The 25,984-nt window shown below is 42.3% G+C and carries 11 protein-coding genes; all 11 read left to right on the top strand.

The features are described from left to right. The first annotated feature begins 70 nt into the window (after window positions 1-70). Complete coding sequence (locus AOQ70_RS12300) at window positions 71-4,540, top strand: non-ribosomal peptide synthetase (protein WP_156417751.1); 4,470 nt, start codon at window positions 71-73, stop codon at window positions 4,538-4,540. Then, window positions 4,537-6,078 (top strand): serine hydrolase domain-containing protein, encoded by a 1,542-nt coding sequence (locus tag AOQ70_RS12295; protein WP_059376550.1) that lies wholly within the window; start codon window positions 4,537-4,539, stop codon window positions 6,076-6,078. The genes AOQ70_RS12300 and AOQ70_RS12295 overlap by 4 nt, the downstream gene beginning before the upstream one ends. Further along, window positions 6,041-7,021, top strand: a complete 981-nt coding sequence (locus AOQ70_RS12290; RefSeq protein ID WP_059376548.1) for a C39 family peptidase — start codon at window positions 6,041-6,043, stop codon at window positions 7,019-7,021. Before AOQ70_RS12295 ends, AOQ70_RS12290 begins: the two co-directional genes overlap by 38 nt. Continuing rightward, the gene (locus tag AOQ70_RS12285) at window positions 7,018-7,728 is read left to right on the top strand and encodes a thioesterase II family protein (RefSeq protein WP_059376544.1); all 711 of its coding nucleotides are present in this window, start codon (window positions 7,018-7,020) and stop codon (window positions 7,726-7,728) included. The genes AOQ70_RS12290 and AOQ70_RS12285 overlap by 4 nt, the downstream gene beginning before the upstream one ends. Next, on the top strand, window positions 7,725-8,582 hold the full coding sequence (locus AOQ70_RS12280; RefSeq protein WP_059376540.1) for a 3-hydroxyacyl-CoA dehydrogenase family protein: 858 nt from the start codon (window positions 7,725-7,727) through the stop codon (window positions 8,580-8,582). The genes AOQ70_RS12285 and AOQ70_RS12280 overlap by 4 nt, the downstream gene beginning before the upstream one ends. 14 nt (window positions 8,583-8,596) lie before the next feature. Beyond that, a complete protein-coding gene (locus AOQ70_RS12275; protein WP_059376538.1) occupies window positions 8,597-9,649 on the top strand; it encodes an HAD-IIIC family phosphatase in 1,053 nt (350 codons plus the stop codon). A 27-nt stretch (window positions 9,650-9,676) separates the two neighbouring features. Next, a complete protein-coding gene (locus tag AOQ70_RS12270; protein ID WP_059376537.1) occupies window positions 9,677-9,946 on the top strand; it encodes an acyl carrier protein in 270 nt (89 codons plus the stop codon). Continuing rightward, window positions 9,933-11,075 (top strand): acyl-CoA dehydrogenase family protein, encoded by a 1,143-nt coding sequence (locus tag AOQ70_RS12265; RefSeq protein ID WP_059376535.1) that lies wholly within the window; start codon window positions 9,933-9,935, stop codon window positions 11,073-11,075. Before AOQ70_RS12270 ends, AOQ70_RS12265 begins: the two co-directional genes overlap by 14 nt. A 19-nt stretch (window positions 11,076-11,094) precedes the next feature. Beyond that, complete coding sequence (locus AOQ70_RS12260; protein ID WP_059376534.1) at window positions 11,095-20,184, top strand: hybrid non-ribosomal peptide synthetase/type I polyketide synthase; 9,090 nt, start codon at window positions 11,095-11,097, stop codon at window positions 20,182-20,184. Window positions 20,185-20,204: 20 nt separating this feature from the next. Next, entirely contained in the window at window positions 20,205-22,874 is a 2,670-nt protein-coding gene (locus tag AOQ70_RS12255; protein WP_059376530.1) for a non-ribosomal peptide synthetase, read from the top strand. Then, window positions 22,867-25,984: type I polyketide synthase (locus AOQ70_RS12250; protein ID WP_059376528.1), on the top strand; the 3,118-nt coding region annotated here is incomplete at its 3' end. The genes AOQ70_RS12255 and AOQ70_RS12250, both read left to right, overlap by 8 nt.

Here is a 25,984-nt window from a genome sequence, read left to right as displayed (position 1 = left end):
CAAAAATACCATTATGTGATTTAATAAGTTCGTAGAAATGTTAACTATATGAAAAGTAGAGGTGGCGTAATTGACTAGTAGTTTAGTATATTGGCCATTAACACATCCGCAGCGGCGCGTGATGAACATGGAAACATTTTATCCAGAAACACCAATTAATCATATTGGCGGTATTATTTTCGTCAATGGGCCGTTGCAGCTCGCTAAACTGAAGCAGGCCATTGCAACTTGTATCATGACAACAGAATCTCTTCGTCTCAAACTAGTAGAGAAAGATGGTGAGACGCTTCAATATGTTGATCCAAACGCCGATCATCATATTCCTGCCTATGAGTTTTCCACACATAAAGACATGCTAGAATGGGCCGAAAATGCCTTCAAAATACCATTTCAATTACTAGAAACCTCTCTCGCCGAATTTGCTGTATTAAAAGTCGGTGAACAACAATCCGGTTATTTCATCAAATGCCATCATACAGTAGCAGATGGATGGTCGATGAAAGTAATCATCGATAAAATTAGCCAGCTTTACACTGCTCTTATACAAAGCTCCTCTCTCGAACAAGAAGCAGATAATCATTCTGTTTTTATTGATAAAGAATCAAAATATAGGAACTCCCCAAGATTTAAAAAAGATCAGCAATTTTGGAAAGAAACATTATCTGATGTGTCTGATAGTTATTTGGTACAGGGAACTGACCAAATCAAAGGCCATCGTCAAAGCCATTATCTTGATCGACAACTCTCAGAACGAATCTATGCATTTATAGATACCCATCATTGTTCAATCAACTCTTTATTTACTTTAGGCCTCTTCGTTTATTTGCATAAAAAATATCAGCAAAAAGATTTTATTATTGGGACGCCAGTTCTCAATCGTTCCGGGCAAAAGGAAAAAGCCACGTCCGGTATGACCGTTAGTACAATGCCATATCGAATGAAGATGAACCCTCATCTATCTCTATTAGAAAGTTTGTCAGACGTTCAAAAAAGCTATAAGACTTACTTCCTGCATCAGCGTTATCCTTATGATGCACTCGTCAAAGATTTAGAATTTGCAAAGGCAGGGTATGATCAACTTTTTCAAATCTATATCAACTCCTACAGCACAAATATGGTGCAGGAGATGGAAGGATACAAAGTGGAATACATGGAGCTTTACAATGGATTCCAGCCATATGGCTTGCAAGTAGCTGTAAAAGAATGGGATGAAAAAGGACAAATCGAGCTGCAATATGACTACAAAGTCTCAGATTACAGCAATGAAGACATCAACTTTCTACATAAAAGGATGCTTCTCTTTGTCGAAAACATACTCAACCAGCCGAAGCAGCTCTTAAAAGATGTACTGCTTATGACAGAGGAGGAGGAACATCGAGAGCTATATCAATGGAACGACACAGGCGTGCTATTCCCACAGAAGCAAAAAATTCATGAATTAATCACAGACATGTCAAAGACTTCTCCTGATCGAATCGCGATTCAGGACGGCTCTCATATCATGACATACGGTGAACTTGAGAGAAAAACCAACCAAATGGCGCATTTCTTGCAAACACATGGCTTACAGAGACATGACTTTGTGGCAATATGTTTGAATCATTCACCAGAACTTATTGTACTGCTGCTGGGGATTTTAAAGGCTGGAGGCGCATATGTACCGATTGATCCTGAGTATCCGCAGGAACGCATTCAGTTTATTTTGGATGACAGCCAGGCTAAGCTGTTTTTTACAGATCATGCTTCTACATACCATTTTAATGGCGATACGTACAATATCTACAACGTGTGGAATCAGTTGGATTCATATGATGCGGCACATACATTCATTGGAGATGATGAAGACGTCGCATACATGATTTATACGTCTGGCTCTACAGGACAGCCAAAGGGAGTCATGATCGAACATCAAAGCTTAGTGAACTATATCATGTCTGCCAAAACAAACTATACAGATTCAAAAGATGACCATTTTGCTCTGTATTCGTCCATTGCATTTGATTTAACCGTTACATCCATTTATACGCCATTGGTTATTGGCAGTACAGTAGTGATCTATCGTCAAGAGGATCAGCCAGGCTTTTTATTAGAACATATTTTGTTTGATCAAAAAGCAAAGGTCATTAAGCTGACACCAGCTCATATGGCACTGTTAACAGATGCTGCACTGTCTCAATCAGTGGTTAAACGAATGATTGTAGGAGGAGAACAATTATCGACTGCTTTGGCCAAAAGAATTACGGAGGCAAGTGATGGAAGGATATCCATCTTTAATGAATATGGACCAACTGAAGCAACCGTTGGCTGTATGATCCATCAATTCCATCAAGATGATGGCGGGACATCGGTGTCAATTGGAGTGCCGATGCCGAATACAGAGATTTATCTTTTAGATGAGAATCAGCAAGTGGTGCTGCCAGGGACAATAGGAGAAATATATATTTCAGGCGCGGGTGTTGGCAGAGGATACTGGCAAAGACCTGATTTGCAGAAATCACGCTTTCTACCCAATCCATTTGTAAGTCACCGCCGCATGTACCGAACCGGTGACATTGCGAAACGAGCAAATGATGGAAAGATTGAATACATTGGCCGGATTGATCATCAAATCAAGCTGCGAGGCTACCGGATAGAGATGGGTGAAATTGAACTTGCGCTTATGGCACTCGATGAAGTGGATAAAGCAGCTGTCATTGATCTAACTGATGAATATGGAGAAAAACAGCTGGCTGCTTATATTGAATTGAAAGAAAAAGAGCTAACCTCCTTTTTACTAAGAAAGAAATTATCAGATCAGCTTCCAGCTTATATGGTACCAGCCTATTTTGTTGTATTAAAAGAACTCCCGCTCACTCAAAACGGAAAAATCAATCGTACAGCCCTGCCTGATCCATTGCTCTCTCAAGAGGAAACAGCCGTTGAATGTTCAAAGGAAACAGCGGACATTGAAGAGATCATAGTAGACACAGCAAAAGACATCTTAGGGCACGAAACGATCAAACCGGCTGATCATTTTTATCAGCTTGGCGGTGACTCCATAAAGGCGATTCAATTTATTGCGAAGTTAAAAGACAAAGGACTCTATTTAAAAACCAAAGATCTATTTACTTATCCCATTTTTAGAGAAATGGCACAAGTCGTTCAGCAGGAACCAGTCTTACATATCTCACAAGAGCAGGCTGTGGGCGATGTGAAATCGATCCCAATCATCGAATGGTTTTGGTCCCAGCGGTTAAAAGATAAACATTTCTGGCATCAATCCATCATTGTTCATTCAAAGAAAAAGATGGATGAAAGAATCGTGCAGAGTTCTTTAAAAGAGCTGGTCATTCATCACGACGGATTAAGGTTAAAAGTACATGAGGCGACAAGAACACTCTATTATGATGAAAACATTCAGGATATTCCACTGACGATACACGATTTTACGGCATTGTCAGAAGAGAACGTGGAAGAAGCACTAAAAGAAGTAGGATGTCAGATCAAGCAAAGGACTCATCTTTATCAAGGGCCATTGATTCAGGCAGCGCTTTGTCAAACTGCTTCTCAATCACATCTTATTTTTGCCGCCCATCATCTTTTAGTTGATGGTATGTCTTGGCAAATTCTGGTCGAGGATTTGATTCAATTATTTCATGCAGAGAAGGTGTCAGCAGAAGTGCTTCCACCAAAAACTCATTCATATCAAACATTTACAGAACGGGTTAACGAGTATGCATTATCAGAAGATGTAAAAGAGACGTTCAGCTATTGGGAAAATGTAGTGGGGGAAATTCAGCCTCTGTATCAAGTTTCTTCTAATGAGGGATATGTCAAAGACGAAGTCAAGTTAACGAAGTCATTATCAGTGAAGCTCACGGATCAATTGATCAATCAAGCGAATAAAGCGTATCAAACGCAGCCTCACGAACTGTTAATTTCAGCCTTAACGCAAGCCTGTTATCAGCAAACGAATCAAGAACTGATTTCTCTGGAATTAGAAGGTCACGGCAGGGATGCTGTGGAGGAAAATATTGATGTATCTAGAACGTGTGGCTGGTTCACCACCATGTATCCCGTGAATGTTCATGTTTCTGAATCTCTCACAGATCACATACGGGCTGTCAAAGAAACGATACGTAAGGTGCCAAATAATGGTGCAGAATATGGGCTGTTGTCACTCATCAATAGGCAGCTTCCTGATCATTCAGCGCCGCAATTACGCTTTAACTATTTAGGTGAAATCGATCAGGTGCTTAAAAAATCATCTGATTATGAGATGTCTTACTTTACATCGGGGATTGATTCGTCATTGGATAATCCGGTAACAACCGTTATCGATATGGTCGCTACCATCAAGGGCGGTCAGTTGATTTTCCATCTTTCTTTCAGCGAAAAACAGCTGTGTGAAACAGATATGATGCAGCTATTGCAAGAGGTAGAACAGCAAATTGAGCGTATGGTACAGCATTGCTTAGAACAGGAAGGGATCGAATTTACACCGTCTGATTTTGAAACAGTAGATATGTCTCTTGAAGAAATGGATTCATTATTTACATGAGGAAAAATCAGCATGTTATCTACATTTCATTTTTATTTGCCTTCTTATGGATAAGCAGCTTTGCTGGGGGGACACATGCAAAAGCAGTGATTTCTTCTAAAGCTATTGATCAAGTAATAGAGGAACAGATGGAGCTTGGGCGCATTCCAGGCATGTCCGTTGTGGTAGTGAAAAAGGACGAAGTGGTGTACCAAAAAGGGTTTGGCTATGCGGATCGAAAGAAAATGAAGCAAGTGACAGCCAGTACTTTCTTTGAAATTGGTTCTACATCAAAGGCGTTTACCGCTCTTGCTATTGTGGAGTTAGTGAAGCAAGGGAAACTTCATTTGAAAGATCCAGTGAGCAGATATATTCCAGGCTTTTTTCCAACATACGATGGAAAGCCTCAGCGTTTGACGGTGGAGCAATTAATGCATCACACAAGCGGCATTCCCTTTCAATCCATTGCGCTTATCCAGCCAGATCATGCAAAAGATGCGCTAAAGAAAACAGTCCATCAGTTGAAATCAATTGAGCTTCATCACAAGCCCGGCAGCTCTTTTGAATATGCCACCATCAACTATGATGTCCTTGGTCTCATCATTGAAAATGTGACAGGAACGTCATATGAGGCATACATGAAAGGACTGTTTAAAAGGCATCATCTTGATCAAACAGAAGCTGGGCTAAAACGCATGAAATCTGGTGTTATTTCAGAAGGGTTTAAACTGCATTTCCTTGCTCCGCATGTTTATGAAGCGCCAGAATATCGAGGTAACACCCCCGCAGGCTATATTGTGATGAATAATCAGGATGTGGGAACTTGGCTGCAATATCAATTGACCGATTCAACTTGGTCTCGTTTTGTAAAAAATCCTGATCAGTTAACTGTGAATGTCCCAGAAGAAGGGGAGCATGTCTATTACAATGCCGGCTGGTATATAGAAAGAACGAAAGGCCGGGTGGCATCGTTATTTCATGCAGGATCTAATCCGAATTATTCATCATTTTTTCTGATCCAGCCAAAAGAAGGCGTTGCTATCGGAGTATTAGCAAATATGAATAGCAGCTACACAGAGCAAACGGCACGTCTTATTGCCAAAACGATGACGGGTACAAATGAAGAAGCAGAGTCATCTATGGATCCATTTCAGCTCATTGATCAATTGAGTGTAGCAGCCACATGTCTTTTTATTTTGCTGCAAATGGTGTCTGTCGTTCGTTTTATCAAATGGAGGAAACGTGTAAGAAATGGCGTTCTGGTTCGCAGGAACTTGTCACTTGGCGTATGGCTTAGAAGTATCGGCTGGGTGCTGCTACTAATTGGGATATTGCTTCTGCCAATGATTCTTTCGCAAATAGCTTTTAAGGGGCTGCCTTGGAAAATGACTTTTGTATGGGGACCTACCTCTCTCATTGAATTAGCGATTTCTTATTATTTGTTTTTCATTTGGTTTTGTACGATTGGTTTCATCAAAGGATTTATGGTGACATCTACTGCTGGAAAGAGAGGACAAAAAGATGACCGTCAAACAGATTTCAGGCATTCATCCTTATAATGAATTGTTTTATCGCAGCTGTTTCTTCAATTGCTTTTTTCCAATTGTGAAGCTGCATGGTCAAGAAGTCGCTCCATATTTATTAAATGATCAATTTGCATACGGACTTACAGAGGACGGTTTGCTTCAGATTGACTGGATGTCGGCACACGATCCAGAAAAGATTATGAATTTACAGGGCATTCAAGTTGAAAAAATGACACATTGTGCCAATCTCATTGAAAACGTCAAACAGGATGTGACGCAGGAACGTCCGGTGATTGTATGGGTAGACCCTTACGTTCAGCGAGGTAGAAAAGAGTATTTAACAACCCATAGCCGTCATTCAATTTTAATCACGGGTTTCAATGAGAATCGGCAAACTTTTCAAGTATTAGAGAATCGGCATTTAGATAATTTGTCTTATGAGCATCAAGTGCTTTCATATGAAGATGTACAGAAAGGATATGACACCTTTCATGAACACTTTCAGCCGAATAATCAATTTCATTCCTATGCCTCATTCTACTTTGATCAGGACAAGGTCTCGACTGAATTATTTGACCAAAAAACGGCTTATTTCCTGAGAAATATGTATGGTCAGATTGACGCAATAGAAAAAGGAATTGCAGTTCTTGAAACATTTTATGAACAGTTTCCACAATGGGATGATATCGAAAAGCTCGTGGCAGCTTTCAATCAGATCATCAATACAAAGAAAGTAGAGCTGTATCGACTGAGGCTTATTAAAGGCGATCTACCTGAGCTGTTTCAATGGATGGAACGTATTTTAACAGAATGGGAGAAAGCGAGGCATCAGGCAGCAAAACTCTTTTTTTCAGGGGAGATGTCTAGTCGGTACCAAGCCAACATTAAAGCTTCCTTACAACAAATCATCCAAGATGAAAAAAAATGGCTGGAAATGCTGAAAATCGAATGCAAAAGGGAGTGTGGCGTGTCGTGAAGTTATTTTGCTTACCGTACGCAGGTGGAGCAAGTACCGTATTTAGTACGTGGAAATCTTATATAGACCGGTCTATAGAAATTCATGCCCTTGAACTCCCTGGGCACGGGACAAGAATGACAGAGCCTGTGCTGACAAATTTACAGCAAGTCGCAGATGATCTTTATCTACAGGCGTCCTCTTCTTTAAAAGAAGGAGAGCCCTATGCCATTTTCGGTCATAGCATGGGAGCTGTCCTTGCATACGAATTACAAAAAAGAATGAAAACAAGATTAAACAAAGAGCCTGTTCATGTCTTTTATTCTGGACGCTTTCCACCACATATTCCAGAGAAGAAAGTCTATCATCAGCTGTCAGATGCCAAATTAAAAGAGGCGATCATTGCGATGGGGGGCGTTCCTGAGGAACTTGCCGATAACCATGCAGTGCTTGATTTCTTTCTGCCGATTTTAAGAGCAGATTTTCAGCTTTTGGAGACTTATCAGTGTGATGAAGTTGTTCCAGCTGCTTGCCCAATTTCTATTTTTTATGGTACTCGTGATCTTCCTTCTGTGCTGTTTGATTTAGACGATTGGGATCAATATACAAGTGAAGATTGTGCGTTTTTTGAATTCGATGGAGATCACTTTTTTATTCATTCATTAACAAATGAAGTCGTAGAAAAAATCAATGTCATTTTAAAGCGAATTGGAGTGTTGGAGAAATGAACACGAAGCACGTAGGCGTGATTGGAGCAGGTGTGATGGGGGCTGATATGGCATTAGACCTTTCAGCAAATGGCTATCAAGTCACATTGATTGATGTCACAGAAGAAAAGCTAAACGAAGCACTAGAAAAAATCAAGAAAACCTATCAATTGGTGCAATTTGTGAGAAAGAAGAAAATCTCATTGTCCTTAGAAGACGTATTGTCTCAAATCCAGCTATCGACATCATTTGAAGGCTTACATGACGCACATATCGTCATTGAAAATGTGACGGAAGATTGGGAAATAAAAAAGCCCATTTATGAAGAGCTGCGAGATATTTGTATGAAAGAAACCATCTACTTTGTAAACACGAGCTGCATTTCCATTACAAAGGTAGGGTCCCTTATGCATCATCCTGAAAAAGTCATTGGTGCACATTTTATGAACCCTGTTCCTCTTAAAGCGTTAGTTGAGGTGATTAGAGGAAAAGCAACTTCTGATGAAACTGTTGAAACGGCAAAAGGTTTCTTGAAGTCCTTTGATAAAACACCTGTTGTGGTGCATGATCTTCCAGGATTTGTTTCCAATCGTGTGCTCATGCTGACAATCAATGAAGCGATTTGGGCGGTGCAAGATCAAGTCGCGACACCAGCTGATGTCGATAAAATTTTCCGTGGAGGCTTCGGCCATAAAATGGGGCCGCTTGCGACAGGAGACTTAATTGGGCTTGATACGATTTTGAATTCATTGCTTGTTTTATACGAGAGCTACAAAGATCCGAAGTTCCGCCCGTGTCCTCTGCTTGTCAAAATGGTCGATGCAGGTGAGTATGGCAAAAAATCTGGTAAAGGCTTTTTCCAATATGACATGTGAGAGGAGAAAAACAAATGGCTAAGCAAATCAAGTGTGTTGTCTGGGATTTAGATCATACATTATGGGATGGGATTTTACTTGAATCAGATGAAGTGACATTAAAGCCATCAATGAAGGAAGTGCTGACAGAGCTAGATGAGCGCGGAATCCTTTTATCCATTGCAAGCCGGAATGATGAAGCTGCTGTGAGGGAAAAGCTCTCCGCCTTTGGGATCGAACATTTCTTTCTCTATCCTGAGATTCATTGGAATGCCAAATCTAGTTCATTAGAGAGAATCAGTGAGCGCTTAAATATTCATAAAGATACCATTCTCTTTATTGATGATCAGCCATTTGAAAGAGAAGAAGTGAAGGCTGTTCATCCAGAGATTACTTGCTGGGATGCGGTGGATTATATGACATTGCTCACAGATGATCGACTGCGGCCAGCTTTTATCACAGAGGATGCAAAACGGCGCAGAGAAATGTACATGGAAGCAGATCAAAGGCAGCAGGAAGAAGAGAAATATGAAGGACCGCCTGAAAAATTTTTGGCATCTTTAAATATGAAATTTGTTATATCAGAAGCAGGAGAACAAGATCTCCAGCGAGCCGAAGAACTTACCGTTCGAACCAATCAATTAAATGCAAGCGGGAAAACCTACGATTATGCAGAGCTTGATTATTTCCGTCAATCAGACAGTCACTTGCTTCTCGTCTGTGAACTTGAAGATAAATTCGGTTCTTATGGAAAAATAGGACTCTCTTTAATAGAAGAAACGGGTGATACATGGCATGTCAAACTGCTGCTTATGTCTTGCCGCGTTATGTCACGTGGAGTCGGGACCATTTTACTGACAACGATTTTGCAAGAGGCGAAAAAGAGAGGAAAACGGCTTGTAGCTGATTTTAAACAAACCGATCGAAACCGCATGATGTATATCACTTATAAGTTTGCGAATTTCAAAGAGATCGAGAATGGGGAAGATGGCTATATTTTGTTCGAAAACGATTTAAGCATGATTCAGCCTTTCCCAGAATACGTAGATGTCAACATTGAGATAAAGCAGAAAGACCCTGCCAAATAAAAAAGCGAAAAGCGAGGAGATTGAATGATGAACCTACACGAACAAGTAAGAGCATATATCGAGCAAAACCTAGTGGTATTTGATGAGGAAATGGAGCTTGGAAATGATGATCATATTTTTGAACAAGGCTTTGTCAATTCTCTATTTGCCATGAAACTAGTGAACTATATTGAACACGACTTTCGCTTCCAATTAGACAATGAAGATCTCGACATTGCTAATTTTAGTACGGTCAATCGTATTGTCGCCTTAATTGAGAAAAAACAACAGGGGGCGGCTCTTCATGAAAACAGCTGAACAAACAATCGATGCCATTGAAGAAATACGACAATATTGCAATGAAAATATCCGTCCATTTGCCAATGAATTCGATGAGACAGAACATTTGCCGGAGTCGCTGATTCGAGATATGGCGAAAAGAGGCTATTTGGCAGCAGGTATCCCATCCTCCTATCAAGGATTGGGGCTTGATCCAATCGCATATGGACAGTTCACGGAACAAGTGGGGAAAGCTTGCTGTAACGTACGGACATTATTAACAGTGAATTCACTCGTAGGAGAAGCCATTCTTCGTTATGGAACAGAAGATCAAAAACAAGGCTGGCTTGTTGAATTAGCTAAAGGGGAAAAAATCGGTGCCTTTGCTTTGTCAGAGCCGAATATTGGCTCAGATGCCAATCATGTTGAAACTAGCTATCAAAAAAAAGGACAGTCCTATGTATTAAATGGGAAGAAAAAGTGGATTTCCTTTGGAGCGATTGCAGATTTCTTTATTGTGATTGCACGAGACGGCGAACAAGTCACGGCATTCCTTGTCGATCGAGATCAGCCGGGTGTAGAGATTGAGAGGATTACTGGAATGATGGCAAATCGAGCATCTTATTTAGCAGAAATCACCCTTGATCATGTGCAGGTACACGAAGACTGTGTCTTAGGACCAGTTGGGGGCGGTTTTAACCACGTAGTGTCACTTGCTTTAGACCATGGAAGATACAGTGTCGCTTGGGCAGGGCTTGCCATTGCACAAGAAGCCGTTGATTCTCTCGTTACGTATTCACGCAAAAGAACACAGTTTAATGAAAAACTGTACAAGCATCAAATGATCAAAGGGATGATCGGAGATGCAGTCACTCAGCTCCATGCAGCGAGAGCCCTATGCCTAAAGGCTGGAGAAATGCGAGAAGCGAATCATCCTGATGCGATCACTGAAACATCCATTGCAAAATATTTCACCTCCAAAATTGCTGTCGACATTACAAATACAAATGTCCAAATCCATGGTGGAAGTGGCTTTAGCCGGGAAAACTCAGCTTCAAGGTTATATCGTGAAGCGAAGGTGCTTGAAATTATTGAAGGGACTTCGCAAATTCAGCAGCAGGTCATTGCTAACTATGGTTTACGCCATTATTTCGTGAAACATTCTTAGAGAGAAAGGAGATGTTCCCATGGCATTACAGCCGAAGAAGCTGGATAAACAGAACATTGAAAATATGTTAGGTATCACTACGATCCAAGAAGGACTGCTTTTTCATCATTTAATGCAACCGGACGGAACGGCTTATTTTGAACAACTGTTGATCCAAATAGACGGACCGATTGATCGAGATCTCTTTGCACATTCATGGACGCATGTCACCAAACAGCATGAAATGCTTAGAACATTGTTCAGATGGCAGGAACTCGCAAGGCCAGTACAAATTGTGCTGAAGCAGCATCAGCCTGACATTCGATATCGCAATTTGACACAAGCTGAGGAGCCTCTACATTTGCTGAAAGAGGAAATAATAGCACAGGACCGAGAAGAACGATTTGATCTACAGGAAGTTCCATTTCGCCTGACATTATGTGAAGTAAATGAAGAAGTCAGCTGGGTTCTCATTAGCTTTCATCACATTTTATTGGACGGGTGGAGCCTTGGGATTGTATTAAGTGATTGGATGAGTGCATATGAGCGCTTATCAAATGAAGACAAACCTCTTCTTGAAAAAAGACCCTCCTATCAATCATTTGTTAAATGGCAGCAGCAAAATTTTCAACAGACAGAAGCGCAATCTGCCTACTGGAAAAATGTTTTCGATGGCTGGAGTTATGCAGAACTGCTTCCAAAGTCAGGCGGCGCGTATGAAGATTCAGGTGCTTTTCATCAATATGAACATCAAGTGGATGCTACCATTTCGGAGAGCCTGAGCAAATTCACGAATCAACATGATGTGACATTGGCATCTGTTATGTATACGCTGTGGGGAGTTTTGCTATCTAAGTATGCCAACCAAGACGATATTGTCTTTGGAACAACAGTATCAGGAAGAAATGCGGATGTTCCTCAAATTGAAAAGATGACAGGCCTGTTCATTAACACATTACCGCTGCGTGTCTCATTCGAACAGAATCGGCCGATTGTTGAACAGATGCAGGAAGTGAGTCGCGAAATAGCTGTGAGAAATGAATATGAACATACACCGCTATCCGACTTAAAGAAATATGCAGGATTAACGGCAGAGCAATCATTATTTGATTCAATCGTCGTCATTGAAAATTATCCACTAGATCGAATGCTCACGAAAAGCGATCAGCCTGTTCGTATTCGCGGATTTGAGATGAAAGAACAGACGGAATTCGATCTCACGCTTAGTGTACAGGCGTTTGATGATCAGCTGCACTTTTCATTGGTGTATAATCCAGTCAGCTTTTCTGCTGAACAAATTGAAAAGTGGTGTCAGCATTTTCTTCATCTCCTGTCTGATGCTTGTGCTCACCCGCATAAATCTGCTGCTCAGTTACAGCTGCTATCAGAAGAAGAGATAGAAAAGCAATTAACGGTTTTTCAGCAATATGGCGGGGCAACGTCTATCAATGAACCAACGGTGATTGACCTATTTGAAGAGCAAGTGGAGCGAACGCCAGCGGCAGCCGCAGTTGAGTTTGGCGATACGATGGTTACATATGAACAACTCAACAAGAGAGTGAATCAGCTCGCACGCTATTTACAAAATAAAGGGGTCAAACAGGAGCAGCGTGTCGGCATTTTAGCAGAGCATTCCATTGAAATGGTGATAGCATGCTTAGCTATTTTAAAAGCTGGCGGGGCTTACGTGCCAATTGATCCTGAATACCCGCAGGAACGAATAGAGTATCTACTAGAAGACAGCGGAGTAGAATGGCTCCTAACTCATCCGATTAAAGGACTCACCTATTCTTATCATGGAGAAAAAATTGATATCACACAGCCGGATCTATACACCGGACCATCAGATAACTTGGCAGAAGCCATCACCTCAGACCAAACAGCCTACTGCATTTATACATCAGGAACGACCGGAAGACCTAAAGGTGTACTCATTCATCATCTTGGTTTAGCCAACTATATTGATTGGGCGAAACAAGTATATGTTCGAGGAGAAACAAGGCATTTTGCTTTGTATACATCATTGTCATTTGACCTGACAGTTACTTCTATTTTCACACCGCTCATTTCAGGAAATACCATCATGATTTATCACCATGAAAACCGGCAGCTGCTTGTCGAAGATATCATAAAAGATAATCGCGTACATGTGATGAAACTGACACCATCTCATTTACAGTTTATTAAGCATCTGTCTTTTCCAGACAGCCAAATGAAATGTTTTATTTTAGGCGGAGAACAGCTGGAAACATCTTTAGCGAAATCAATTCAGCAGTCATTCCCACAGCCTATAGAAATTGTGAATGAATATGGACCAACTGAAACAGTGGTTGGCTGCATGATTCATCGATATGACCAGGACATTGATCAAGACGTGTATGTACCGATCGGAAAACCTGCACAGCATACAGATATTCTTCTTTTTGACAGACATATGAATCTTATGCCGGAAGGAACCATCGGTGAATTATATATTGGGGGGAAAGGTGTTGCAAAAGGGTATTTGAATCGCCCAGAACTGACCGAAGAGCGGTTTGTCGATCATCCTTTCCAGCCAGGTGAAAAAATTTATAAAACAGGTGATGCAGCCCGCATTCTGCCTAATGGGCTCATTCAGTTTTTAGGCCGAAATGATGATCAAGTGAAGCTGAGAGGCTATCGTATTGAAACAGGTGAGATTGAATTTTGGCTGAATGAACAGCCAGGGGTCAAAGCAGCAGCTGTTGCTGTAAAGCCAGATGTTTCTGGTACACCATGTTTAGCCGCATATGTTGTCACGACAGCCATACTCGATCAAGCTGCAATGAAACAAGCACTAGCCGATCAGCTGCCGGATTATATGATTCCAACTCACTTTGTTCAATTGGATGATATGCCGCTGACTGCCAACGGCAAATTAGATAAACGAGCTTTACCTGCTTTGAAACAGGGGCAGCTAACGAAAAAGCAGGCGGGCTCTGACAATCTTTCTGATACTGAAAAAGTCATTCAAGCCATCTGGAAAAAAGTCCTCGGCTTAGATGAGGTAAGTGTTCATGACAAATTCTTTGACATTGGCGGGCATTCTCTGAACCTGATCCATGTTAATCAACAGCTCGCTAAGCAATTGAATCAAAGTATTCCAATGGTTGAAATGTTCCGCCGTCCAACGATTAGAGAGCTTGCTGCCTATTTAAGCGGTACAACAGAGCAGGAGGCAGCTGGCACGCAGCCTGCGAACCAAAAGAGAAGAAAAGCGAACGAGCCGATTGCGATTATTGGAATGGCAGGTAAATTCCCTGGTGCGAAAAATGTTGAGGCATTTTGGCGAAATTTGAAGAATGGAGAAGAATCGATTTCATTCTTTTCCGATGAAGAATTGCTTGAAGCTGGAATTGACCGCCAAACCTTTGAACGTTCCGATTATGTAAGAGCAAAAGGTGTGATTGATGGGCCTGATTTATTTGATGCATCATTCTTCGGCTATTCACCAGGTCAGGCAGAAATGATGGATCCTCAAATACGGCTGCTGCATGAGTACGCCTATAAGGCGCTGGAAGATGCGGGGTATGTGCAGGAAGATTATCAAGGTAAGGTCGGTTTGTTTACTGGGTCCACATCGAACTTTCAGTGGATTCAGCGTTTTGCATCTTCGCTTGATAGCAGCATGTCAGAGCTGTTTGAAGTGGGCTCACTCAATGATACGTATACCGTGAGTACAAGAATTGCCCATAAATTGAATTTGAAAGGACCAGCGCTCACATTGCAAACCGCTTGTTCGACTTCTTTGGTCGCCTTGCATTTGGCCTGTCAATCCATTGCAAATGGTGATTCAGATGTAGCGCTTGCGGGAGGTGTGTCGATTTTACACCCAGTGAAATCAGGATACATTTATCAGCAGAACATGGTGAAATCTAGTGATGGTCATTGTCGTGCCTTTGACGATCAAGCAGATGGAACTGTTGGCGGAGATGGTGTGGGGCTTGTTGCTTTAAAAGCACTTAGTGAAGCCATAGAAGATGGTGACCATATTTATGCGGTCATTAAGGGCTCTGCCATCAACAATGATGGTGATCAAAAGGTTGGCTTCAATGCTCCAAGTGTTGAAGGTCAGACAAGGGTCATCCAAGATGCCTTAAATCAAGCAGATGTTTCACCAGAAACGATTGAATATGTAGAAACACACGGAACTGGAACGTCACTTGGAGATCCGATTGAAATAGACGCGCTCACAAAAGCTTTCGACACAGAGAAAAAACAATTTTGCCGTATTGGATCTGTGAAAACAAATATTGGACATTTGGATGCAGCAGCAGGAGCAGCTGGCTTGATTAAAGCTGTGCTTTCTCTTCAGCATCACACATTTGTGCCTAGTCTTCACTTCAAAAAAGCCAATGAAAACATTGCATTTGAGCATAGTCCTTTCTTTGTAAACACTGAGCTGACCGACTGGAAGCAGCCAGTATCACATTTGCGGAGGGCTGGTGTGAGCTCATTTGGAATGGGCGGAACCAATGCGCATGTCATATTAGAAGAAGCGCCGCAAAGAGATCGTCAGCAAATGCCTCGTTCGGCTGAGCTGCTTGTCCTTTCAGCAAAGAGCAAAACGAGTTTGGAACGAATGAAAGACAACCTTGTGAATCAGTTGGAAAACACGCCTTCTCTCAATTTGGCAGACGCAGCTTATACCTTGCAAACAGGCAGGCAATCCTTTGATTTCCGTCAGGCATTTGTTGCGGGTAGCAGAGAAGATGCTCTGAGAGTATTGACAGAAAAGCAAGGCAAGGGTATTGGGAAGCTCATGCATTCGCATGTGGAGAAACAAAAGATTATTTTTATGTTTTCTGGACAAGGCAATCAATACCTCAACATGGGATTAGATTTGTACCGGGAAGAGCCTTACTTTAAGAAGCAAATGGATGCTTGTTTTCAAGCGTATGAAGAAGCAACAGGGCGAAGTCTTGCCCGCATTCTTTATCCATTAGCTGCTGAAACAGAAAAGGCCCGCGAAAAATTGGCAAGCACTCAATATGCACAGCCAGCCATTTTTGCGATTGAATATGCCCTTTCTATGCTCTTCATTGACTGGGGCATCCGTCCTGATGCAATGATCGGCTATAGCTTTGGCGAATTAACGGCAGCCGCTATATCAGGCCTTTTCAGTTTAAAGGAAGCGATGTCGATGGTCGCCTATCGGGCGAATGCAATGCAGTCGTCGCCAGCTGGCATCATGATGAGTGTTCCATTACCCGAAGCAGAGTTAAAACCGATGCTTCCAAAAGATATTTCTCTCGCTGTTGTCAATGATTCCTCTTGTATCGTGTCAGGTCTTGAAGCAGCAATAAGTGAATTTGAACAAGAGCTGAAGAATAAACGGTTGATGTGTATGCGATTAGGTGGAACCATTGCTGCTCACTCACATGTCATGAAGGAGGCAGCGGAACAATTTGGTGAAAAATTAAAGGATATTAAAGCCAAGCAGCTGCGTATTCCATTCATTTCGAATTTGACAGGAGACTGGATGACAAATACGAGTGCTCAGGATATGTCCTATTGGAAAAGGCATATGACCGATACGGTGCGTTTTGCTGAAGGCATCACAAATATTTTACAGCAGGATAATATTCAATTAATTGAGATTGGACCAGGTCAAGATTTGAGTGTCATGGTCAACCGGTCACTGAACGGCATGAATCAGCATGTATGTCATGTGCTTAGACATGCAAAACAAGATGTGACGGATACTGAATTTTTACTTGGACAGATTGGACGCCTATGGACACATGGAATATCCATTGATTGGAACAGGTTCCATCTAAACCGTCAGCCGCGGAAAATGCCGATGCCAACGTATGCGTTTGATCAAACCTCCTATTGGTATGATGCATCAGACCGTGTAAAACGCGATAAACCTAAGCAGTCTGGACGAAAGGAGCAAATGGATGAATGGTTCTATACCCCTTATTGGGAGGCGGACCTTTCCCCTTATGTGTCATCAGGTGATTCCTCTTTTGGAGCCTTGCTTTTGTTTGCGGATTCATCTGCCTTCGGAGAGAAGGTTGCAGCCGAGCTTCTGACGAAACGAAACGAGTTCGTAGTGGTTCAGAAAGGAAATGAATTTACGAAGCATGATGAAAAAAGCTACACCATTCGGTCACATAAGCCTTCTGATTATGAAAAACTCATATCAAATCTGGCAGATGACCAAATCAATGTGTCAGAAGTTTGTCATCTATGGGGTCTTTCAGAACGACAGCTGTCTCAATCGGAAGAAGAATGGGTGAAACAAACGCAGCAAGATGCTTATTACTCTTTGCTTTATATCGGACAGGCTTTGAAAAAATCTGTTTTGGACCAAAAGGTATCCATTACAGTTCTTTCCTCATTGACGTATGCCGTTGGCGGTGAGTCTATCCTTTATCCTGAAAAAGCAATCCATCTTGGACCTGCGATGGTTATTTCACAAGAAACACCGAACTTGCGTTACCGCATTCTTGATGTCGATCGCCCAGTGGCAAATGGGGTGCAGGAAAAGAGGTTGCTGAAACAAATTAGCGATGAGTTAGATCGAACATCTGGACAGCTTCTCACGGTCTATCGACGAAATAAGCGATATGTGAAAAAGTATGCCAAAGCTCTAGTTCCCGAAACAGGACATACTCAGTTGGCTAAAAAAGATGGTGTATACATTTTAATTGGCGGTCTTGGGTTTATTGGATTGAATATTGCACAGTCTTTGACCGAGCAAACGAAGGGAACGTTGATCTTAACGAGCAGGTCTGGACTGCCTGATAGAAGCAAGTGGCAAGAGTGGCTTGCTACGCACGATGAACAGGATCCAACTAAGAAAAAAATACAAAAGGTGATGGCGCTTGAAGAGGCTGGTGCAGAAGTTCTCATAAAGAAAGTAGATGTTCGCCACAGGGAAGATATCCAGCAATTGATCAACACGGTGGATGCGGCCTATGGGCAGATTGACGGTGTGATTTATGCAGCTGGAGTGACAGGTGATCAATCCTTCAGGGTGATGGAGCAAACAGATGTCCCATTCTCAGAACCGCATTTTGAAGCGAAGATGAATGGTGTACTTCATCTTGATGCCGCCTTAGGTGACCGATCACTTGATTTCTGTTTTGTGCTGTCTTCTTTGTCACCAATTTTGGGTGGACTCGGATTCACAGCCTATACAGCTGTGAATCATTTCATCGATGCGTACGTGTATGACAGAAATCTTCGTTCAGAAATGCAGTGGTCTGTCATTAGCTTTGACGGCTGGGAATTTGAGCAAGGAAAGCAGCTCGATCTTCCAATCGGAGATGATGTCACCGAAACGTTAATTGCAGAAAAAGAAGGAAGAATGATCTTTGAACGATTGCTTTCAATGGATCAAGTGGAACAAATGGTTATTTCAACAACGTCTTTACATGATCGTATCCACCGATATGTAGACCGTTTATCCCGTGAGGAAGAGAGCGCCGGAGAGCATGCACAAGATGGAAACTTATATTCTCGGCCAGCGCTGTCAACGAATTATGTTGCACCTGAATCGGAGCTGGAAAAGGAACTAAGTCAGCATTGGCAAGCTTTCTTTAAAATTGATGAAATTGGCATTGATGATCATTTCTTTGAAATGGGTGGAGATTCCTTGAAGGCGATTACCTTTATTGGCATCATCCATCGCGCATTCAGTGTTGAGCTGGCGCTTCCACAATTCTTCCAAATACCAACGATCCGATTAATGGCAGAATATATCGAACAAGCAGATACTGCCGCTTATCAGGCGATTGAAAAAGCCGAAGTGAAGGAGCATTATCCTTTGTCGTCTGCGCAAAAACGGTTGTATCTCATGCAGCAAATGGATGTAAGCAGCACAGGATACAACGAATTTAAAGCGGGGCGAATTAAAGGGAAGCTCGATATCAGCAGGTTGGAATGGGCATTTCAGCAGCTCATTAAGAGACACGAAAGTTTGCGGACAGCGTTTGTACTAGAGAATGGCGTCCCTTATCAAAAGATTGAAGAAGAGGTACCATTTGCAGTCACTTTGTTTGACCTCACAGAGGGATCGACTCAAGGATCTGAGAAAGAGCAAAAACAAGTGATTGAACAATTTTTGACTGCCTTTACGTTAAGTGAGGCTCCATTAATGAGAGTCGGTGTGATGAAGCTTGCAGAAGAGGAATTTGTGCTTATGTTGGACATGCATCACATTATCTCAGATGGTCTTTCTCAAGATATTTTGGTCAACGACTTTATGCAGTTATATGACGGCAGGACACTTGAGCCTCTTGTACTGCAATATAAAGATTTTTCAGAATGGCAAAACGACATGCTTGCGTCTGAAGCATTAAAAGAATCGAGTGATTATTGGAAAAACCGGTTAGAAGGTGCTCCGGCGCTCGATCTGCCAACAGATTTTGATCGGCCTGAGGTGAGAAAATTCCGCGGCGGACATTATACATTCCGTATAGAAGAAGCGGAGCTGAACGCGTTTAAGCAAGTGATTGTAAAGGAAGATGCCACGCTGTTTATGGGGCTGTTAAGTCTGTATCAGATTTTGCTTCATAAATTAAGCGGTCAATCAGATATCACGGTTGGGGTTCCGGTAGCAGGTAGAAAACAGGAGGAGCTGCAGCAAGTCATCGGTATCTTTGTCAATATGCTGCCACTTCGTTTATATCCTAACGCAGAGCTGACGTATCAGCAATTCCTTCAAGATGTAAAGGCACATGTCATTGATGATTTCGGACATCAAGATTATCAATATGAACATATGGTTCAAGACCTCCAACTGAGCCGGAATGTCAGCCGGAATCAATTGTTTGATGCTGTGTTCGCTTTGCAAAATATGAATCAGCCAGAACTGAAGGTGGGCGGTTTAACCTTTAGTGATTATCCGTACGAGACAGGAACGTCGCGCTTTGATTTACTCTGGATTGCGTATGAGCAGGAAGACGGACTTTCTTCAACGATTGAATATAATACTGAGCTTTTCACAGAGGAAACCATAGAGCGGATTGCAGGTTTGCTGAATGACATCATGCGAGCTGTCTCAGTAGATTCGGTGAGAATAGAGGAAATTGAACTGACTACTTCATTCAAGCAATTAGACGACGTATCTCTTTTCGAATTAGATGACTTAAAAATATAAGTAAAGAGGTGAATGGAAGAGTGATTGAACAAGATGATTTTCAACTGAAAGCAGCGGCGAGGGAAAGGGCGAGGGAAAGAACTTATTGGACATCTGTTTTATCAGGTGTCCAGCTGGATGGCCGTATTCCTCATACGGTTTCACAAGCCCATTCTGCTGCAATGAACCGATCGCTTCATTCGTCCTTCCCGATGGCTGTGAACCATTCGTTAAAGCAGTTATGTGGAGATTCTGATTTGCGCTTGTTTATCGTGCTGACCACAGCCGCTTTTGGGGTGCTTCAGCGTTATAGCGGAAAAACTGAGTTGATGGTGACTGTTCCTACAATGGAACAGTCCGCCAGTCAATCTACCATTAATCATATGCTGCCACTTAAGGCAGAGATTGATCCTTATATGAGCTTTAGTGCAGGGCTTGACGCAGTAAAACAATCGTTTCAGGAGGCAGTACGTCATCAAAACTATCCTGTTCATATTTTAATGGATGAAATTTGGCGTTCAGCAGGAGAAGGAAAAGAGCGTGTTAATCTGGCATGTGCGTTTGAGACATTGCATGGGCATACTGACCGAGAGCAGTTGCACGCGGATGTACTCATTGTTTGGAAGAAAGAACAAGATCACCTCCATGCTGAAGTTCACTGGGATGCTTCCATTTATGACGATCAAATGATGGAGCAGTTTTCAAGACATTTCATGACACTCACAGAGCAATTTCTCAAAATGCCTGATCAAGCGATGAGCACACACTCGTTTCTATCTGATATGGAGAAAAGTCAGTTGTTTGATTCGTTTCAAGGGGAGGCGCTTGCCTATCCGATAGATCGAGATATTGTGTCATTATTTCAACAGCAAGTCCAATTGCATCCAGCGCGAACGGCTGTTGTGTTTGGCAATACCTCCTATACATATGAAGAGGTTGATCAGTTATCGGATCGTATTGCGTTTAGACTTTCCCAAAGTCAAATCACACGTGAGACTCCTGTTGGTCTCAGAATGTATCGGTCTGCTGAACTGGTCATTGCCATTCTTGGTATCTTAAAGGCTGGCTATGCTTATTTACCGATTGATGTTCATCTGCCGGTCGAAAGAATTCGGTATATGCTCAAAAACAGCGGTGCTACAGCCATAGTATCGGACGAAGACGGACACGAAGGTTTGGATGTGAAGGTTTATGTTATTCACGACATGTTTCAAGAATCCCTAATAACAGAGAATCTCACTTGGTCTATTTCGCCTTCGGATATGGCGTATGTCTTGTATACATCGGGTACGACTGGGCATCCGAAAGGGGTCGTTATTGAACATCGTCATGTCATTAATTTGGTATACGGAATGAAAACACGCTTTTTTGATCTACTCCCTGATGATTTGCAAGTAGGGATGCTGGCTTCACATATTTTTGATGCATCTGTACAAACATTGTTTCCAGCAATGCTCCTCGGACATACGCTGCATATTGCAAAAGATGAAGTCCGTATGGATGGGCATTCATTATGGTCGTTTTATCAAGAAAACCACATTCAGTTGTCTGATGTGACCCCCTCTCATTTAAAGCTGATGAATAAGGCAGCAGCACAATCAAAACAAGCCTTGCCTGCTCTGAACATGCTGCTTGTGGGCGGAGAAGTGTTTACAAAAGAACTGATGGATCAATTTTTACAGCATGTAACGGGTGACAAACTTATCATGATTAATGCGTATGGACCTACTGAATGTACGGTTCAGTCGTCATCCTTTTTGATTCCTCATGATTGGGATGAGCAAGTCATTCCTATTGGGCAGCCGATGCCAAATGAGCATATTTTCATATGTGATACGCAAGGTGAGCCGGTTCCGATTGGTGTTTTTGGCGAATTGTATATAGCAGGCGCTGGTGTAGGCCGCGGGTACATCAATCATCCTGATCTCAACAAGGAGAAATTTATCAAAAAACCAGAGCTGAGCAGCGGGATGTTATACGGTACGGGAGACCTTGCAAGATGGCGGTTTGATGGTTTATTAGAATTTGCTAAAAGAAACGACGGTCAAGTGAAAATCAGAGGATATCGAATTGAGCTCGAGGAAATCCGCCGAGCCCTTCTTGATGATCCGAACATACAAGGGCTGGTCCAAGATGTCATTGTCATTCCTAAGGAATCGAAGGATCAGGATCAATACATTTGCGCATATATCATGGCAAAACAAGCGATAGATCAGCGCGCACTTCGTCAATCTTTAAGTGAAAGATTACCAGGTTATATGGTGCCGAGGCATGTCATTCAAGTAGAGCAATTTCCTCTGAATCTATCAGGGAAATTGGATATTCAAGCACTGCCGAATCCAGAAGATCAGTTGGAAGGCAAAGCAGAGCCGGTAACCATTCAAGTTCACAATGAAACAGAGCAGAAACTTGTTCGTATTTTCGCGTCTATATTACAAGTCCCTGCTTCGCAGATTCATATAGATGAACCGTTTTTTGATTTAGGCGGGAACTCTTTTAATATCGTTGAGCTGTCCAATAAAGTGAAAGAGGAATTTCAGCAGGAGCTGACTGTGATGGAGCTGTTCCAATATACAACTGTTTCACAAATAGCCGCTCAATTAAGAAACAAAGCATCTGGGCAGGATAAACCAATTGAAGATGATGGAGAAAATGAAGCGGATGACTTAGAAAGTGCCGCTCAACTGTTAGGCGGGATGATAGATGAGTAAGTTCACAGGATTAGAGGTTGCAGTGGTAGGTATGGCTTGCCGTTTTCCAGGAGCGAAGAATATTCATGACTTTTGGGATAATCTTGCGAATGGAAGAGAGTCCATTACCTTCTTCTCTAAGGAAGAGCTGCTTGAGGCAGGTGTTGAACAAGAGGCATTGGACCATGAGCAATATGTACGTGCTAAAGGAGCAGTAGATCAGCATGATCACTTTGATGCAGATTTCTTTGGTTATTCACAGCGTGAGGCTGAAGTAATGGATCCGCAAATTCGCATGTTTCATGAGGTGGCATGGGAATCCCTTGAAGATGCAGGCTATAATCCTGAAACCTATCAAGAACCGATCGGTTTATTTGGAGCTGCTTCTGCAAACTTATATTGGCAAGCTGCGTCCATGCTGATGAGAACAAATAACTCATCTGAACAATTTGCGGCTGTTCAGTTAACAGATAAAGATTTCATGAACACAAAGGTATCCTACAAATTGAATCTGAAGGGACCGAGCGTAGCTGTTGATACAGCTTGTTCCTCCTCTTTGACCGCAGTTCATTTGGCGTCACGCGCCCTGCTTACTGGAGAATGTAAAATGGCACTCGCTGGCGGCGTCACCATTACGACCCCTCACAAAAAAGGATACATGTATCAAGAGGGCATGATCATGTCACCAGATGGCCACTGCCGGGCTTTTGATGAACAGGCAAAAGGAACCGTTGGCGGCGAGGGCTGTGGAGTGGTTGTGCTCAAATCATTAAAGCAGGCACTAAAAGATAAGGACCATATTTATGGGGTGATTAAAGGTTCAGCTTATAACAATGACGGCGGGCGAAAGGTTGGATACACAGCACCAAGTATAGAAGGGCAAAGTGAAATTATTAAAAAGGCACTCAACATCAGTCGTGTAGAAGCCGAAAGTATTTCTTATATAGAAGCACATGGAACAGGGACGACTCTTGGAGATCCGGTTGAAATTGAGTCATTGAAGCAAGCTTTTCAAACGGATAAAAAGCAGTTTTGTGCCATTGGATCTGTGAAAACCAATATTGGTCATCTTGACTCAGCGGCGGGAATTGCAGGTTTTATCAAGACGACGCTTAGTCTGTACCATCAGGTGCTGCCACCCAGTCTTCATTATAAAAAACCAAATCCGAAAATTGATTTTGAATCATGCCCATTTTATGTGAATACATCAACTGTACCATGGAAGAAATCAGAGACCCCGCTGCGTGCCGGTGTCAGCTCATTTGGAGTTGGCGGAACGAATGTACACTTGATCATGGAGGAGGCACCCGCCGCCGATAAGTCGTCAGCAGACAGAGATCATGAACTAATGGTGATTTCGGCAAGATCGAAGCAGGCGGTTCAAAAGTCTGCTGAAAAAATCACATCTTATTTAAAAGAACAAACGAGCGTCTCACTATCCGATGCAGCATTTACGCTGCAAGAGGGACGAAAGCATTTCCCTTATCGACAAGCTATTCTTGCAAATTCCGACCGTACATTCCAATCAGCCGGACAGCCGCAAAAGGCATTTCAACATCCTGCGGTCGTTTGGATGTTCTCTGGCCAAGGTGCTCAGTATGTGAATATGGGCAAGGATTTATATGAGAAAGATCCTTTATTTAAGCAGACGCTTCAGAAATGTTTTGCCATCATTTTATCCTTATCAGGTGTTGAGATCGAGAACGTGTTATATCCAACAACTGAAGAAGAATTCAAAGAAGCAGAACGACTCATGCAGCAAACATCTTATACACAAATTATCATGTTTAGTTTTGAGTATGCGCTTGCATCGAAGTTGATGGGACTGGGCATACGTCCGCATTATTTCATTGGTCATAGTATTGGGGAAATCACGGCTGCCTGCGTGGCTGGTATGATCCATCTTGAAGATGCAATCCGGATCGTTTTAAAAAGAGGTAGTTTGATGCAAAAAATGCCACCTGGTGATATGGCAGGCGTGACACTTCCTGCCGAAGAGATTGAAGATAATCTTCCAGAAGGTGTCGAGCTTTCTGCGGTGAATAGCTCACAATTATCCGTTGTATCCGGCCCTTCAGAACGATTACAAGTATATATCGAACAAGCTGAAAAAAGAGGGGCTTCTGTCCAAAAACTGAAAACTTCTCACGCCTTTCATACAAGTATGATGGCTGAAGCATCCAAACAGTTTAAGGAAGTTCTTTTAGAGATCACCTTTCAGCAAGGCGAGATACCGATCCTTTCAAATGTGACAGGGAGCTGGTTAACGAATGAGCAAGCTGCATCACCTGAATACTGGGCATCTCATATCAGACAGCCTGTTTTATTTAGTCAAGGATTAGAGACATTGCTTGGACTCGGAGAGATGGTTTTCATTGAAGTGGGGCCAGGTCAGACGTTGACTCAATTCGTGAGACGACATGATCACTATGATGTGAACAAAGCAGCAGCTGTTTCATTGGTGAGACATCCAAAAGAACAAGCAGCTGATGATGAATATATGGAAAAGGCCATAGGGAAACTGTGGAGTTACGGAGTGGAGCCGAACTGGAGCGCTGTCAGAAAAGAAGAGGCCCCATATCGAGTTTCACTGCCAACGTATCCATTTGAGCATCAAATATTCCCTTCACCGCAGTTTAAAGCGGATCAGATGATGACTGCTTTAACGCCAGAAAAGATAGAGAAACGGTCAGCTGATTTTCAAGACTGGTTTTACATTCCGGTATGGGAGCGCTCTTCACCTCTACTAAAGGAGCAGCATCATCAAGGAAAACGTATCTTGATATTTGAAAAAAATGGCCATATTGGTGCCTATTTGAAAGAACGGCATGCAGAGGTGATCAGCGTATGTCAAAGTGATCATACGATGAAAGAAAATGACCATTTGCTGAAGGCTGACGTTTATATGCTGTCCCACTTAGAGTGGGTCATGGCTGAACTGCAGCAATCTGGATTTATACCTGAAGAGATCATCTGGATGCATGATGAACTGACGAAAGATACCGATGATCAGCCAAACTACTTATCTGTGCTCGATCTCGTCAGACTGATCAGCCGGTACCATAACACAACCATACGTCTTCACCTCGTGACAAGCCAAGCACATGATGTAATCGGCATGGAGAAGGTCA

The organism is Bacillus sp. AM 13(2015) (genome assembly GCF_001518755.1).
GTDB lineage: Bacteria > Bacillota > Bacilli > Bacillales > Bacillaceae > Bacillus > Bacillus safensis.
This window is presented reverse-complemented; position numbering and strand designations above follow the sequence as displayed.

Coding starts and splice junctions, on each gene's coding strand:
- AOQ70_RS12295 (WP_059376550.1), top strand. CDS start 4,537: ATGAGGAAAAATCAGCATGTTATCTACATTTCATTTTTATTTGCCTTC.
- AOQ70_RS12290 (WP_059376548.1), top strand. CDS start 6,041: ATGACCGTCAAACAGATTTCAGGCATTCATCCTTATAATGAATTGTTT.
- AOQ70_RS12280 (WP_059376540.1), top strand. CDS start 7,725: ATGAACACGAAGCACGTAGGCGTGATTGGAGCAGGTGTGATGGGGGCT.
- AOQ70_RS12275 (WP_059376538.1), top strand. CDS start 8,597: ATGGCTAAGCAAATCAAGTGTGTTGTCTGGGATTTAGATCATACATTA.
- AOQ70_RS12270 (WP_059376537.1), top strand. CDS start 9,677: ATGAACCTACACGAACAAGTAAGAGCATATATCGAGCAAAACCTAGTG.
- AOQ70_RS12265 (WP_059376535.1), top strand. CDS start 9,933: ATGAAAACAGCTGAACAAACAATCGATGCCATTGAAGAAATACGACAA.
- AOQ70_RS12260 (WP_059376534.1), top strand. CDS start 11,095: ATGGCATTACAGCCGAAGAAGCTGGATAAACAGAACATTGAAAATATG.